Genomic DNA, 15,098 nt, shown 5'->3' on the forward strand with positions numbered 1-15,098 from the left:
TCTTGCCCGTCCGTGATCTCTCGGGCACGAGTGCCCAAGCTACCTTCGTTATTTTCCGAACGTCCCGAGGAGATGTCCATGGGAAAATCGATCTGGCCTGCCGACGATCAAACCGAATCGCTGCTCAGTGCTGCGCGCGGGGGCGATACTGAGGCGATCAATCGATTGCTGGAAAAACATCGTGACGCGATCCGACGGCTGGTCCAATTGCGACTGGATCGCAAAGTCCAACGTCGTGTCGATGTCAGCGACGTCGTGCAAGACGTGATGGTGGAAGCCAGCGGGCGGTTGCAAAAGTATCTCGATGACCCTGCCATGGCATTTCACCTCTGGCTGCGACAGATCGCTTGGGATCGCATCATTGATACCTATCGGCGGCATCGTGTCAGTGCCAAACGGAACATGGATCGTGAGCAGCCGATGGCGGCACCGGCCGGTTCCGACCAGTCCACGATGGAGTTGGCGGTTCAGCTTTGCGATCCCGCCATGACTCCGGCGACCGCAGCGACCCAGCGGGAGATCACCGAGAAAGTCGAGGAGGCCATCGATCGACTTGGCGAGCAGGATCAGGAGATCATCGTGATGCGTCACTACGAGCATCTTTCTAATCAAGAGATTGCCGAAGCACTCGGGCTCAATCCTCCGGCGGCCAGCATGAGATACTTGCGTGCCTTGCGACGTTTGAAAGAGTTGCTCCAAGACGGCGATCATCACGAGGCTTTCAGTGAGATCCAACTGTGACGATCGATGAAGGTCATCCGGTCCATGGTCCCGCCACCGATAACGCCACCGATCATGAACAACGACTGGCCGACATCCTCTCCGAATTGACCGACGCGATTTGCCAAGGTGAACACGTCGACTTTGACGCCGTCTGCGCCGAGCATCCCGATCTGGCCGCTGACCTGAGGCAATTGTGGGGCGCCGTCCTGGTGACCGACACCGCCGGCAGCGGCTCATCTGGACAAGAACCCGGCAGACTCTCCGGTGGCAGCGGTCAATGGCGTGGCATCAGTTTGCCGACACGACTGGGCGACTATGAGTTGATCGAAGAAGTCGGGCGTGGTGGGATGGGCGTCGTGTTCCGATCACGCCAACTCAGTTTGGATCGCGAAGTCGCGGTGAAGATGATTCTGCGTGGTCGGCTGGCCAGCGATGCCGATCTGCAACGTTTCTTGGCCGAAGCCGCTGCGACCGCCCGACTGGAACATCGCAACATCGTGCCGGTTTATGAAGTCGGCAACATTGATGGTCGACCATTCTTTTCGATGCAGTACATCGAGGGCGAAACGTTGGCCGATCGAGTCGCCAATGGTCCGCTGCCGCAGCGGGAAGCCGCGCGGATCATCGCCGCCGTCGCGCGTGCGGTTCACTTTGCCCACCAAGAAGGAGTCCTGCACCGAGATCTCAAACCCAGCAACATCCTGATCGGACACGACAATCAGCCGATGATCACCGATTTCGGACTGGCCAAGCAAGCCAACTCTCAAGCCGATTTGACAAAGAGCGGGATGCTCGTGGGGACTCCCGCCTACATGTCGCCCGAACAAGCCGGCGGGCGCAAGAATTTGGTCGGTCCGGCCAGCGATGTCTACAGCCTGGGCTGCATGCTTTACTTCACGCTGACCGGACGCTCGCCTTTCGTCGCCGAGAATCCTGTTGAGATGGTGATGTTGGTCATCGAACAAGATCCCACGCCGCCGCGTGCTTTGCGTCCGAGCCTGGACCGCGACTTGGAAATGATCGTCGTTCGCTGTTTGCAAAAGCCGATCGATCTACGTTATGCCTCCGCCGCCGCGTTGGCCGACGACCTCGATGCTTTCCTGGCCGACGAAAGAGTTGCGGCGCGCAGCGGCAGATTCGCTCAAGTCCTGGCGAGGCTGTTTCGCGAAACCCATCACGCCGGTGTCCTTGAGAAATGGGGTGTGTTGTGGATGTGGCATTCGCTGGTCCTGCTGCTGGCCAGCCTGTCCACTTGGTACATGGACCAGGTGTTGCACATCGAGGACCGCGCCAGTTATGCCGCCGTGTGGACATTGGGCTTGGGGGCCTGGGCGACCGTGTTCTGGAAACTCCGCCAGCGAATGGGACCGGTCACCTTTATCGAACGACAGATCGCCCACGTTTGGGGTGCCAGTTTGATCGCCATCGGTTTGCTCAGTCCGATGGAATGGTGGCTCGGCCTGACGGTGTTGAAGCTTTCACCGCTGTTGGGAATCATCAGCGCGATGGTGTTCATCATCAAAGCGGGGATGCTGACGGGCGCGTTTTATTTTCAATCGATTGCGCTGCTGGCCGCATCCCTGTTGATGGCGTTGATGCCGCAATGGGCGCACCTCATCTTTGGCTTCGTCTCGGCCGCCTGCTTTTTCATCCCCGGAGTTCAATACTACCGACGTAGCCGTAGTCAGTCCTGAACGGGACAGTCGATGAACTCAAGCGGTTGGTCTTTGTGGACGTCGGCGACCCTCAGTCCGACTTGACCACCAAGGATGCGTTGGAACTGACGGCCGACGATTTCACCTCGCCAACCCTTGAGCAGCGCCGGCAGTGTGGCCGATTTGGAATCGCCCAATTCGTATCCGACCAACTCTTTGACGTCATCCGAATTGCCGACGATCGACGGAGCGATCTTGTTTTGGCGGCTGATGCACGCCATCGAGGTGGACAAGAACTGGCTAAGCATGGGCGAGACGACCGAGCGAGATCCTCGCGGGCGTCGCGGCAGCTCATCGTCGGGAACCGCCAACGCCGTGCGGATGGCTTCGGCCAGCTCGTCGTGATGTTGAGCCAGTCCACGCCAGTCCAAGCCGCGAATGCTGCGGATTTTTTTGGCGTCGGCCGATCCTCGCTTGGCCAACTCGATGATCAAGTCATCTCGCATCACGCGTTTGGCTGGTCGGTCCAAGGCCTGGGCCCGTTGGTCACGCCAACGCCAAAGGTGTCGCACTGTTTCCAGTTGACGCGGAGAAAGTCCGGCGGAGCCACTGACACGACGCCAGTTTTCACTGTTCTCGGCGTCGATCACGGCCATTTGTCGCGTCTCAGTTTCTTCGTCCAGCCACTCTCGGCGATCCAGTTTGCGGACCTTGGCGTCCAGTTTTTGATACAACGTCTCCAGGTCCGTCACGTCCTGCAGGGCGTACTGCAACTGATCGTTGGAAAGCGGACGGTGACGCCAGTTCGTCCGCGTTTCGCCTTTGGCCAACGTCTTGTTGACAATCCGCTGGATCAAGTTCCCCAGGGACGCGGGATACTCCATCCCGACAAAACCTGCGGCCAACTGTGTGTCAAAGAGTCCCGCGATGGGTTTGCCCGAGTACCGGTAACAAAAGCGGGATTCTTCCCTCGCCGCGTGCGCGATGATCGTCTTTCCCGGGGTGGTCAGAATCTCCCAAAAAGCCTCGGTCGAATCCATGTCCATCGGATCAATGATGGCCAGCAAGTCTCCGGCGGCGACCTGGATCAAGCACAATTCCGGCTTGTATCGGTCCTCAGACACAAACTCCGTGTCAAATCCGATCACGTCGTGCTTTCTCAACTCACCGCAAAATTCGCGGAGATGGTCAGTTGTCGTTATCGACTCGTATTGCAACGGAACCGTCCTGGTGCGGGTCGCTAAGATAGAAAAGGGTCTTGATGAGCTTAGAACTTAACCCTCCGTCGGCTTGTCGGCTATCGGAGTGCACCCCACAATTCGGTCTATCTTGCCCATTTCGTCGAGTTTCAGCAAAACCTGATCGCCATGTCCCTGACAAGTCTGTCCGAATCCGCAGCCCATTCACAGCGTGGGCTCTCTCAGGAGTGGTTGGTCAGCGTTTCCAGTGAATCCGAGATGGCGATGGTCTTGGGTTATCCGGTCGATATTCTGGATTTCAAAGACCCGTCGTCCGGGCCGCTCGCTCCTTCTGAACCCTCCCTTTGGGGACTCGCTGTGGAAAGGCTAGCCTCAGGTGGGCCCGCACTCTCGGCCGCGTTGGGCGAAGGCGGCGAAGCCGTTCGCTTGGCAGGCCAAGTGCCACGCGAGTTTGGGTTCGCCAAAGTCGGCCCCAGTGGCTGCCAGACAAGCATGCAGGTGTGCGACCTGTGGCAGTCCGTTCGCAAGCCGCTTGCCGACTCAGTGAAGCTGGTCGGCGTCGCCTACGCAGACAGCGCAGCAGCACACAGTCTGTCACCCGAGGAAGTGTTTTCCAACGCGGCTCGCTTCGGACTACGACACGTATTGGTCGACACATGGAGCAAGTCCGGCCAGTCTTCGCTAGACATCCTCGGCTGGGATCGAATTCGGGAACTCTCATCGCTCGCCCGGCGGCACCGACTGTGGTGGTCCCTGGCGGGTTCACTCACTTTGGACATCGCGATGGCGATCAATGAGCGACGAATCCCAGTGGATTGTCTGGGCGTGCGAGGCGATTTGTGCGAAGGAGGCCGCGCCGGGACGCTCAGCGAAACGCGACTGAATGCTTGGTCGGCGATGCTTCCATCGCGTCAATAGCCATCAAGTCGATAACCGCATCACAGTTCTTCGGAGGCAGAATGACCAACTGACGCCCTCCGATATCGGTGCTCGACCGTTCCCCGTCACGAATGCAATGGCAGCATGGGGATAGAACGCCTGCCCCATGGTGTGCTACCGACGAGACTCGCAACACCTCAAAAACGCCTCCGCGACCGCCACTGCCGACACAAATGCAGGTACGATGAGTGTAGGCACACTTACTGCGTCCTCAAGTGGAGTCTTGCTCCAGAGACCCCATTGGGTTTGAGGATGGGTGGAATCTCTATTCCAGCTATATGGTCTTATCACTTACCGATCCGTCTGGCCACACGATCAGAGGGCATTGCAGTTGTTACCTTCTGGCCCTGAGCTGCCCCGATGTACTTGGGGCATCCCTTTTCATATCCAGGGATAGTATCATAAAAGAACTCATGGAGAGCTATCCAGAAGTTCCAGGCTGGATCAAAAGACCTCCATTCGGATTTGGCGTCGTTGATGGCTCCGACGCAAACGCACTTGTTCACTGTACGGCAGCATGTCGTTTAACAAAGATGATTGGCCCTCGATGCGCCAAACTCGCCTCACAGTGCCGAGAGCGAGCGGGCGGAGAACCCGAGACCTTTGATCTCGGAAACGATGCTACTGGAATTGTATGCGGATTGAGTTGGGATTGCGCTTCGTGCTGCATAGGAAAACTCGGTTTAGACAAATTAGGGGAATGAGTCCATTGAAGCTTTCACGAATCTGCTGGACAGTCTGTGTCCTACTAATCATTGTGGCGATTCTGCAACACGAACGCGCTCATCTTAAGGAGTCACGGTCTCGTGCCGCGATTGCCTCAAGAGCTGCTGAGTGTAAAGTCAGCACAGCAAAAATAACTGACGGCTACGGAATCCTGTGGGGTATTCGATTTGGAAGCGATTCATACACACAGAAGCAGGTCGTTGATTTCCTTAAGTTTTCCAGCTCATCTTCCCAGATCGAATTCATCTCACTATCGAATGTAACACTAACCGAAAGTATTGTTACTTCGCTGGCAGAATTTCCAAACCTAAGGTATCTGGATGTTTCTGAAACAAATATTGGTGATGCAGACCTTGTTGTGCTGGCACGTCTAGATAGGCTAAGGACTCTTGACCTGAGGAACTCAGCTGTGAGCAACGAGTCAATTCCAACTCTGGTCCATTGGCCTTCGTTGGTGCAGGTTGACTTAAGCAATACTCGTATTGATGCAGATGGACTGCAAGACTTGTCCAGAGCACGACCTGATGTGTCCATTCTGAGTCGCAAGGATTCGACGAGGCAAATCAAAGGGGTCAGAGGCAAATCAAAGGGGTCAGGCCTCTTTGATTGGTGGGTCGGAGTGGGTACAATGGTGCCGGAAAGGCTTCGCCGGGGTCAGACTCGGGATTCGGGATTCGGGATTCGGGATTCGGGATTCAACCGAACTTGACTTCTTAATTCCCGAACCCTCCCGCGAGCGCGCGGACGTTGATTGAGGGTTTCTTTCTTTGGGGTGCTACCAGCTAGATTTTGCTGGTTTACCTGGTTGCCGAGATTGCCCAGTGGGAAAGGCTTCGCCGGGGTCAGACTCGGGATTCGGGATTCAACCGCAGTTCACTTCTTAAATCCCGAACCCTCCTGCGAGCGCGCAGACGTTGAGTGAGGGTTTCTTTCTTTGGGACGCTGCCAGCTAGATTTTGCTGGTTTAGCTGATTGCCGAGATTGCCCAGTGTGACTTGGGTAAGCAACGCGGTGTCTTGCTCTTGGTTGGTTCGATTGCTGGTGATGCGATCACTCTTGGCGACGCGAAACGGTCTCGTCTTGGCGGTTGAACTTACTGTTTGGTGCCAATTTCATCGTGATGCGAGTGCATCGACGATTGATGAGCCTGATCGGTTTGTGTTTGAAAACCGATGGGTGCGGGACGACGAGATTGATGATTCGAACTCGATGTCACGGTGGTCTCGCGGTTGCTTCGGGCCACTCCACTCCTTCGCTCACCAATTCGATCGCCTGCTCGATCAAGCTCAACCAATGAGCATCAGGCTGAATCAGTCCAGATCGCATGCCATTGATGAAAGCGTTCTTGCTTGGCATCGATATCCGCTGTCCGATCACCGCAGCCAGTGCCCGTCGCCAATGGGGAACAACCTGAGTCGTTGTGGCTTGCGCTTGCTGCCATGTCACCACCCAGTGCGCGACCGCCAACAGCGAGACCGTCAGCGATCCTTCCAACTGGCCGGCCGGGTCGACCAAGCCGTTGCACTTCTTGCAGCGATAGTCGTGAGGTTCCTTGGTTGTTGATTCTTCCAAAGGCGATTGCGAATCCAACTCCATCGGGTCTTCGGATTCGGGATGCGATTGTTTCCACAACTTGCGGCACAACTCCAGACACTTTTACGCACGTTGGGGGCGAAGCAGCCTGCGTAGCGGGTGCGTGGCATTCCATGCGGCAGAATGTGCCTGGAGAACGCATAACAGAACTCTTTTGGCGACATCGATACTTCCACACGCGACTGGTCGCGATAGTCCTTCGCGTCGAACACCACCTCATCATCGTTTACACGGATCAATCGCCCGTCACCGATCGCCACGCCCGCCACGTACTTGGCCAAGTATCCGAAGACGTGTTGATTCTCACTCTGCCCACGATACTCAGGCGGTGTCCCCTGGATGTCGGCGATCCAGTCTTTGTTTTGCACGATTGCCAAAACGGACTGCAAAGCCGACTCGTCCGCAAGGTTTATCGGCAATCGCAATTCTCCTTTTTCCCATTGCCCTCGCAGCCCCTTCAAGAACAGCGTTTTGAAATCCGCTGCTAACTCTTCGGTGCGAGTCTCCGCGTCGTCCAAGTCGACATCGACCCACTGGGCGGAGGATGCATCGACCTTGCCTTTTTCATTGACGGACAGGCCGCCGCCGGTCAACACGGTGTGGACATGAAAGCGATGATTCAGTCGTTGTCCCCACGTATGGATGACTTGCACCAGACCCGGCATGCAGCGGTAGCGATTACAAAACAGTTTCAAATTGGCTTCGCGGGACGCGCTTGCCAGCAACCGCAACAGTTGATCCGGGTTGGCGGCGATCAGATCGTTGAGTTCATGCGGCACGGTGACGACTTGGTGCAAGTAGTCACAGCCGATCGCCCAGGAGAGCAGTTGCTCGTGCCAGCGATAGCGACTGGTCGCCGAGCAGGTCGGGCAGTGCCGGTCGCCACAGGATTTGAGGACCAATTGACTGGCGTCACAATCACGGCACTGCCACGTGCATCCGCCCAGGGCACCGGTACGGCACCTGGGGATCAAGCTCATCACTTTGGCGGTGCGGTCACCGGCACGTCTCGGCAGACCATCGCGGTAGTCGACGTCGCCACCGTATTCAGCGATGACTTTCGCGATGGACAGCCGTCTTGCGGCAGTCTCACGTTGTCGATTCGCTGCCTTTCGATCAAACACGATCAATTGTCCATCTCGATCCTTTTTCCGTAAAAGGTTCCGTGGGTCATGCTGTTAATTCTGCCAATGTTATTGTTCCAAGAGTCGCAATCAAAGTGAGCCTCAGGCGCTAGCCGTGGGCCGGCACCACAATCCGCTTCAGGCCCACGGCTAGCGCCTGAGGCTCACAGGGGGCACCAGTTCCCGTGGGTCATGCTGTGTATGACGCAATCCTTCTCTTCAGCCAATGTTATTGCTCCACGTATCGCAATCAAAGTGAGCCTCAGGCGCTAGCCGTGGGCCGGCACCACAATCCGCTTCAGGCCCACGGCTAGCGCCTGAGGCTCACAGGGGGGCAACAGTTCCGTAGGTCATGCTGTGCATGGCCGTGATCAGGTAGCTGCGGAGCAGCGATAGCGTAAAGCATGGGGTGTTAACCCCATGCTCGTAAAAAACACTGCCCCGCAAGCTGCGGAGCAGCGACAGCATCACGCATACGGCGTTAACCAATCGAAGCCGGACGGCCCTGCTCGGGTCTGTCGCCGCTTCGCGGCTTGCTGGTCTGTGTTCGCCATAACAACCTGGGGCTTTCGCCCCAGGCTGTATGCTGCCGTCGCATTCGCGACTGAGTTCCCGCATGACCAACTTTTTCCTTAAAAGGTCTCTCGTCGCGCCACTGAAAGTGAAACACGCCGAAGAGCCGGATCGTTCGCTGACGGCCGGCGAGAACCAGTGATGCCCGTTGGATGACAATAACCGTTGACGGTCAACGAAACCATCAACGACCGTCGAAGGCGCGTTGGAGTCCAGGCTTCAGCCGCTCAAGCGCAACTTCCATCTACCATGCACTCCCTGCCGTATTCCGGCTGAAGCCGGTGCACCAACACTCAATCGCGTGAACGCTAGACTCCAACAACGATCGTTGTAGGTTCCCATTCGCCCCATCGGACCTGCATCGCGTGCACCTACGACGATCGCTTACCCGCACAGCTTAACACCACCGCGAAAACTTTTTCAAGAAATCGCCAACGCCCCTCTATCATCAGCACCGCTTGGCGATCCATATTCGGCTGATCGGTCAGTGGACGCTTCCATCACCTCATCGCTCGACGCCCGGTCAAAGGGGTCAGCCCGGTCAAAGGGGTCAGGCCTCTTTGATGATCTAAACGAGGCGGCCAAACCTAGCCATCGACTTGCGAATCGCACACTGCGTCCACCAATTGACGACTCGAAAATGTGAAGCGTACAGGTGGAACGGGTCATTTTCGAGTCCACTCACGATTGAGTCCCTACGCATTTTTTCCGTCGACTGGAACCTGAAAAGGTGCGAAACCGTCGCAACGATCGCCGGGCAGGCACTGGCAAAAGTACCCCAGAAGTACCCATCTGGTTTGACACCGGGAGTGTCGATTGAGATAGAATCATTTTGAGGCGGATTGGGTGCTCCGATTCAAGCCCTACGGGATCGTCAACCTCCGACAAAGCTCAACGCACGATCTATGCATGCACGTTCGGTGCCTCCACAGATCGCATTTCGATATTTGCTATCTGGAAGAATGGAGTCACTCATGCGTATCGTTTTGCTCGCGAGCATATCTCTGCTGTTCGCGGTCAACGGTTGCAAGCGTCAAGGTGTAGTGTCACCGCACGCAGAAATCGTCGCTCATCCCGTCTCACCAGCTTTTGAGCTTGCAGGTACTTGGGAAACCCTTCCTGATCCAAATTTGCCAACGGAATCAAAAACCCGAATGTCGGTGCGAAAGCTACGCGATGGCGTATACGCAATCGACATCGAATCACACGGTAAGATTTCCATTGAATGCCGGACAACCCCGCTGGTCAAATCAGATGATTGTGTTATCGCCGACATCGTTGCTTCGTCGGCAAATGAACCGCCGCTTCGATTGATTGGTGTCGTCAAAAGACAGGGAGAATCGCTCAGTGTGTGGTGGATCGAGTCCACGAACCTCGCCAAGTTGTTGCATGAGGACAGTTACTCAGCGGTTATCGAGCATGGACTACTCTACAGCAAGGTGTATGCGGACGCCGAGGACCTTCTCAAGTGTATACAGAAACACTCTCGCGAGTTGGTGGGTGACCCAGCATATTCGCTGAGACGTCGAATTAACTAAGCGTTGGTTGTTGATCCGCCTATGTGCCGTTTTGAAGGTGATTTTATCGATTCGTCAGTTCCATGGCTCGTGTAGAACTTCTGGGGACAGAACTTCTGGGGACAGAGCACTTTGTCACTCGTCCTAGCTTGCCTCAACTCAACCGTACGATGCGCAACCATGCCTGCTCATGCCCATCCACCGGATTGTGTCTACGACAGTGAGACAACCATCGGATACGCGTTTGACGCTGCATCCCGTGTGGTCAGGGGCCAGTCCCTGAAACCCCGGTATTCTTTCAGGCATGGCTCGGGTGTTCAAAGTGCTTGTTACTGTTACGCCGATGATGCTCGCCGCCTCGACATAAGTGACGGTGATTTTCTCTTCTTGCAGGAACTCATTTGACGAAGCGCTCCGCCCGAGCATCGGCTACAATCCGAGCCGGGCGAAGTCACCACTCACCCAACACATCAACAACCCTCGCCACCTTCATAAACGGCTCCCCTCTCCTCCAGGATTTCCGGGAGACGAGCCAACCATCTCCAACGACGACGTCGCGAAAATCTTGGGGCAGGAGTGAGGGGGCATGCCACACTGCGATTCATGCGTCTGAACACTCCATCGGTGAGACTGCAGCATGACCTACAGGATTTCGTCATGCACGGCATGACCTACGGTTACTGACCGGGAATCGTCGGACAACAAGCGTTCTCTACGACCGCCTTCGGGGTCGGCTTGGGCGAGGCTCTGCTCACCGTCGGTGCGCTGTCGCGACCGACGGCTACCTTCTGTGACCGGCTTCGCGGTCGGAGGGCAAGCATTTCAATTTGGCGTTGTCGTTGCGGCGTCGATGCGTCGCACGGCTGTGCTGTCAATGACGTCGGCTTCTTGATCATCGTCCATGTCGTCGTCCCACTCCGGACCTTCGAAATCGCCAGGCAGCAAAATCGACGCCTGTCCTTCAGCCATGAAGAGGGAAAACTTGTACGCGCCAGGCTCACAGTTTGCTCGCAGCAGTGACATGACCTTCCGCACAAACTCCGGAGAATCATGCGGGCCTTGGATGAAATGCGGCTGACCATCGATCCCAAAGCGATATTGCTGTTGGCTGGCCGAACCATCGATGTCGGCAAAGATGGGGTAGATCCTCGCAAAGTCTCCTTTCGGAATCATCCCAAAACCACTCGCCCAATCAACGAGTTGATCAAGGTAGTTCTTGGCCACCGAAGGTTCACAGCGAACAAGCTTGGAGGGGCCACGAGCGCGGTCCAGATAATCGCCGAAATCACTGGGCGAGCAAAGACGAACAAAAGAATCCTTGACACCCAAGCAATCTCCGTCCAACAGCACCACAACGAGAGCCCATTGTGCGGCCGAGATTTCCCTGGCAAACAACATGCTTCCCATTCCACTGCCGTCACCGCGAATCAAATCCGAAGAGATCCAACAATGCTTGATCGCTCCTCCCTGTGCCTTTCGGATCAGGCCCGGAACCGATTTGAGTGAGTTCTTTTCGGCGACCATCTGCTTTCGCTTCGATCGTTCCTTGGTCTTCTTTTTTGCTAGTTTTTTCTGGCGTTGATTTTCTTTGATTGACACGGGGAACTCCTTTTTGACGGTGCTACGATCGGGAAAACCTAACAAGACCCATTCTGGTCACCGATCGGTATCATGTGGAAGGGGACTTTGTCAGACGAATCCCTGAATCACTTTCAGGCCTGGGCTGCTCACGCGACTCACTACAGTCTTCACAAAACGCTTGCATGAAACGGTTTGCGCGGATTGGCACGTCGTTACTGGCACGTAGCGCAAGCGAGTGAATCGTCATTTGTGTTTCTGTTCACTCGCTTGCGCGTCGTGCTGGTATTTTGCGTGCAATTCAACGTGAAACCATGCATCCCGGTTAGCATGTTGCGTTACCAAATGTTCGGTGGTGTCATACGCCCTGAGCCGCTGGCCGTCAGGCCACGGGTTTTACGCACTGAAATGGATGCTTGACACGTGCAAGCCCTGGCCGCTCACGCGTCACGTCGGTTGGTAGCGTCATCCGGGGAAAAAAAGTGGCGGAAAAGTAAGCGAATTCGCGAAAAAATCTGCAAGCATTGTTTCGGTGGTGCGTTTGATGAGAAGTGAACCGATTTGCGAGTGCGGAAGGTCGATCGAGACAGGCTAAACTGGTCCGGCGGGTGAGCTACTTTCCGCAAGCAATCTCGCCCATCGAGACGACTTTTTGCGAACCGTCGACGCCCCGAGTCTCGCTACCCGTCGCGAGCGTCCCCAATGAATCATTGACTTGCACCATGAAGCTCACATCGAAACCAATCGTTCTTTGGGCGACGGCGATGTTCCTTTTTTGCCCTGGATCGCTTGCGATCGCCCAATGGATTGACTTGCGTAGTGAAGCATCGCGATTGGTTAACCAGGAGAACATCCATTCAGGTGATGCGTTCGCCTTCGAGCGGATCGCTTTCGAAAACTCCCAACGTGTGGCCGTCCAAGCCGAGATGGACGTGAATTACACTCAGCCGTTTACCGGCGAGACGACTGCGTACAGTGCGTCAGGAACATTTGGGGCTTGGTTTCTGAAACACAGTCCGCCGATTTTGCACGATGGTAGCGTTGCCATCAGAACCATGTACGGCATATGCCTGTGGAACTTTCGCAGTGGCGAAGAGTATCTCAGGCTGCCAATCAGCGTTTCCAACCCGGGAGGCGGAGCCACGGTCAATCATTCACCTGTCTTCGTCAGCCTGCACACGGCCAAGTCATCCAGTTCACAAAGTGGCGATTGTGTCTTGGCTCAATGGGATCTTCGGACAGGTGAATTGGTCGGCAAGACAACTGTGAAGGAGGTCCGCTCGTTTCCAATCTTCGCAACCTGCAACGAGGCGAGCTATGTCGCGTTGACCGTCCATCCTCAAGACGCAGACCGCAACACAGAGCATTTGGTCATGGTCGACATCGCGACCGGAGAAACGGTGCAGCTCGGCGAGTGTCGAGACGATCCGGATGTGATTGCAATTAACTCGCAACAACACGTCGCAGCCTCGATGGGTGGAGAAACTTGGGTCTATCAAAAAGTTGACGGAACGGTCCGCTCCACACAACTGAACCATCCAACGGCAGCGCGAGCGATGCGATTCAGTCGCGATGGTTCTCGCTTTGCGACCGCTCACCGCGGGGGTCAAATCGTTCTTTGGGACACCGCCGACTACACACCACTGAGAACATGGACGCTGCGCGATGTCGAAGCCGGCGCGTTTGACTTTTCAGAGAACAACAGGCAACTGCTCATTTCGATCGACGCCGATGTGAATAGCCATGTGTATTCTCTCATCTTGGATTGCGAGACAGGTGACTCGGGCTTTGGTTTTCCGCTTGAGTACGCACACTATGTGCCCGGAACTTCATTGGTGGTGGGCAACGGCGGCTACCAAGCAACCGATGGTGTGCAGCTCTGGTCAGCGGTGAAAGGCAAACCGGTTGCCCAGCCGATCCTTTTCTCGGCCCAACGACACTTCGCCATCAAGACAACTGTGGGGCAATACAAAGCGTCTCCGGAGATGTTCCAGTTTCTCAAGTCGCACGCTCAACACGTATCGACCGATGGCAAGCTTGAGACGTTGGAAGCATTGCATCAACCGAAAACCGTCCAATTCATCTTGGCCGGTGTTTCGCCAGAAATCGCGACTCAACTGCCGGAGGACTATTCCGCTCCGACCGCGTCGCTCCGTTTGGTCAGTAGCGACAAACGTTCGGCCAAGGTAGAAGTTTCAGCGAACGTCGGCGGATCCGGGATTTCATTGTCACAGGTTTCTCTCTCACGCTTGGAACGTCCGTTGCCAGAGTCGGTGGCACCAGCGCTCTCCGCGAAGCGTCCTGATCCCCAAATCGTTGACGTTCCATTTCCACCCGGCAAGAACAGCATGACGTTGCAAGCGACAGCCACCGACAGCCTGGGAGTCCACAGCGCGGCAGCGACTCTGGAAATCCAACGTCCGGAAAAGGTGACAGAGCTCAGTGGCCGTTTGTTCGTACTGGCCGCTGGAGTTTCTGACCATCAGTTTTCCGAGTACAACCTGGATTTCCCAGCAAAGGATGCGCAGGCGGTTGCCGAGAGGTTCAGTAAAGAAGAAGGGTTGACGTTCGGTGAAGTGCACACGCAGGTGTATACCGATGGAGAAGCCAGCTTACAGAACCTAAAGAATGGACTGACTTGGCTTCGGCAGGTTTGCACACCGGATGACACCGCTGTGCTTTTCTTTTCTGGGCATGGGATCAAGGGGCGGAGAGGGCTGTACTATGTGACTCACGAGGGCGATGCCGAGGCCATGCAGTACACCTGTCTCAATTGGGAAGACGTTGCCCAGACTTTATCGGGTGTCAAAGCAAGGCAAGTGGTATTTCTGTGTGACGCGTGCTATGCCGGTGGTTTTGCAGAATCACAACTCGCCACTCAAAAAGAATTGGCTGAAGGGCTCAGTCGAGTCAATGACCTGCTCATTTTTGCATCATCGGGTCCTGAAGAATTGTCACGGGAAGATCCGCAATGGAAACATGGAGCGTTCACAAAAAGCCTGCTGGAGGCACTCGATGGCCAAGCCGATGAAGATGCAGATCAGCGACTCTCCCTTGCGGAGATCGTTCAATACACCACCTCAAGAACGCGTGATCTGACTGATGGATCACAGAATCCCTTCATCGCTTCGAAAGGTACCTATGATGAAGAGCTTTGCTTCGCGACTTCGATGCAGCGGAGTGCAGAAAACACGACGAACAAACCTGGAGTCTCAATTTCTCCCCTCACGGACGGAAAATAGACACTTCACGGACGGCAATATGCTCGTCAGGGACGGCAAATCGATCACGACCAATCTGCAGTTGCGTCTGCACCCCTTGGTGAAACCGACTTCCAAAAACTCCCTAAAGATGGCGTTTACGCTACCAGTTCCTCCCTCGGCTTTTGGAGCAATGGTAAAATCGTCTCTGAACTTTTCTAGTGGCCGGAGACGGCGCTCACCCTACCAATCATCGTTAGGCTAACAGCCT

The 15,098-nt window shown here is 55.6% G+C and carries 9 protein-coding genes; 5 read left to right on the forward strand and 4 right to left on the reverse strand.

The window, feature by feature from the left end:
- Nucleotides 1-72 precede the first annotated feature (72 nt).
- Both Pla52nx_RS03750 and Pla52nx_RS03755 read left to right on the forward strand, forming a co-directional pair.
- On the forward strand, nt 73-741 hold the full coding sequence (locus Pla52nx_RS03750) for a sigma-70 family RNA polymerase sigma factor (RefSeq protein WP_146518344.1): 669 nt from the start codon (nt 73-75) through the stop codon (nt 739-741).
- Nucleotides 738-2,417, forward strand: a complete 1,680-nt coding sequence (locus Pla52nx_RS03755; protein WP_390620365.1) for a serine/threonine-protein kinase — start codon at nt 738-740, stop codon at nt 2,415-2,417. Before Pla52nx_RS03750 ends, Pla52nx_RS03755 begins: the two co-directional genes overlap by 4 nt.
- On the opposite strand, the gene Pla52nx_RS03760 is transcribed toward Pla52nx_RS03755, so the two are convergent.
- Nucleotides 2,408-3,595 carry a ribonuclease D gene (locus Pla52nx_RS03760; protein ID WP_146518345.1) on the reverse strand — a complete coding sequence of 396 codons (1,188 nt, stop codon included), beginning with the start codon at nt 3,593-3,595 and terminating at the stop codon, nt 2,408-2,410. The genes Pla52nx_RS03755 and Pla52nx_RS03760 overlap by 10 nt on opposite strands.
- A gap of 150 nt (nt 3,596-3,745) precedes the next feature.
- Here Pla52nx_RS03760 and Pla52nx_RS03765 point away from each other — a divergent pair, with 150 nt between their 5' ends.
- Complete coding sequence (locus Pla52nx_RS03765; protein WP_146518346.1) at nt 3,746-4,495, forward strand: (5-formylfuran-3-yl)methyl phosphate synthase; 750 nt, start codon at nt 3,746-3,748, stop codon at nt 4,493-4,495.
- A 1,959-nt stretch (nt 4,496-6,454) separates the two neighbouring features.
- Here the strand turns inward: Pla52nx_RS03765 and Pla52nx_RS03770 are convergent.
- Nucleotides 6,455-6,757 (reverse strand): hypothetical protein, encoded by a 303-nt coding sequence (locus Pla52nx_RS03770; protein WP_146518348.1) that lies wholly within the window; start codon nt 6,755-6,757, stop codon nt 6,455-6,457.
- Nucleotides 6,721-7,959 (reverse strand): IS91 family transposase, encoded by a 1,239-nt coding sequence (locus Pla52nx_RS03775; protein ID WP_146518349.1) that lies wholly within the window; start codon nt 7,957-7,959, stop codon nt 6,721-6,723. Before Pla52nx_RS03775 ends, Pla52nx_RS03770 begins: the two co-directional genes overlap by 37 nt.
- Before the next feature lie 1,547 nt (nt 7,960-9,506).
- On the opposite strand from Pla52nx_RS03775, the gene Pla52nx_RS03780 reads away from it, so the two are divergent.
- On the forward strand, nt 9,507-10,070 hold the full coding sequence (locus Pla52nx_RS03780; RefSeq protein WP_146518350.1) for a hypothetical protein: 564 nt from the start codon (nt 9,507-9,509) through the stop codon (nt 10,068-10,070).
- An 801-nt stretch (nt 10,071-10,871) separates the two neighbouring features.
- Here Pla52nx_RS03780 and Pla52nx_RS03785 read toward each other — a convergent pair.
- The gene (locus Pla52nx_RS03785) at nt 10,872-11,648 is read right to left on the reverse strand and encodes a hypothetical protein (protein ID WP_146518351.1); all 777 of its coding nucleotides are present in this window, start codon (nt 11,646-11,648) and stop codon (nt 10,872-10,874) included.
- A 701-nt stretch (nt 11,649-12,349) separates the two neighbouring features.
- Between Pla52nx_RS03785 and Pla52nx_RS03790 the strand changes: the two genes are divergently transcribed.
- Complete coding sequence (locus Pla52nx_RS03790; protein ID WP_146518352.1) at nt 12,350-14,869, forward strand: caspase family protein; 2,520 nt, start codon at nt 12,350-12,352, stop codon at nt 14,867-14,869.
- The last annotated feature ends 229 nt before the right edge of the window (nt 14,870-15,098 follow it).

The organism is Stieleria varia (assembly GCF_038443385.1).
Lineage (GTDB): Bacteria > Planctomycetota > Planctomycetia > Pirellulales > Pirellulaceae > Stieleria > Stieleria varia.

Coding starts and splice junctions, on each gene's coding strand:
- Pla52nx_RS03750 (WP_146518344.1), top strand. CDS start 73: ATGTCCATGGGAAAATCGATCTGGCCTGCCGACGATCAAACCGAATCG.
- Pla52nx_RS03765 (WP_146518346.1), top strand. CDS start 3,746: ATGTCCCTGACAAGTCTGTCCGAATCCGCAGCCCATTCACAGCGTGGG.
- Pla52nx_RS03790 (WP_146518352.1), top strand. CDS start 12,350: ATGAAGCTCACATCGAAACCAATCGTTCTTTGGGCGACGGCGATGTTC.
- Pla52nx_RS03780 (WP_146518350.1), top strand. CDS start 9,507: ATGCGTATCGTTTTGCTCGCGAGCATATCTCTGCTGTTCGCGGTCAAC.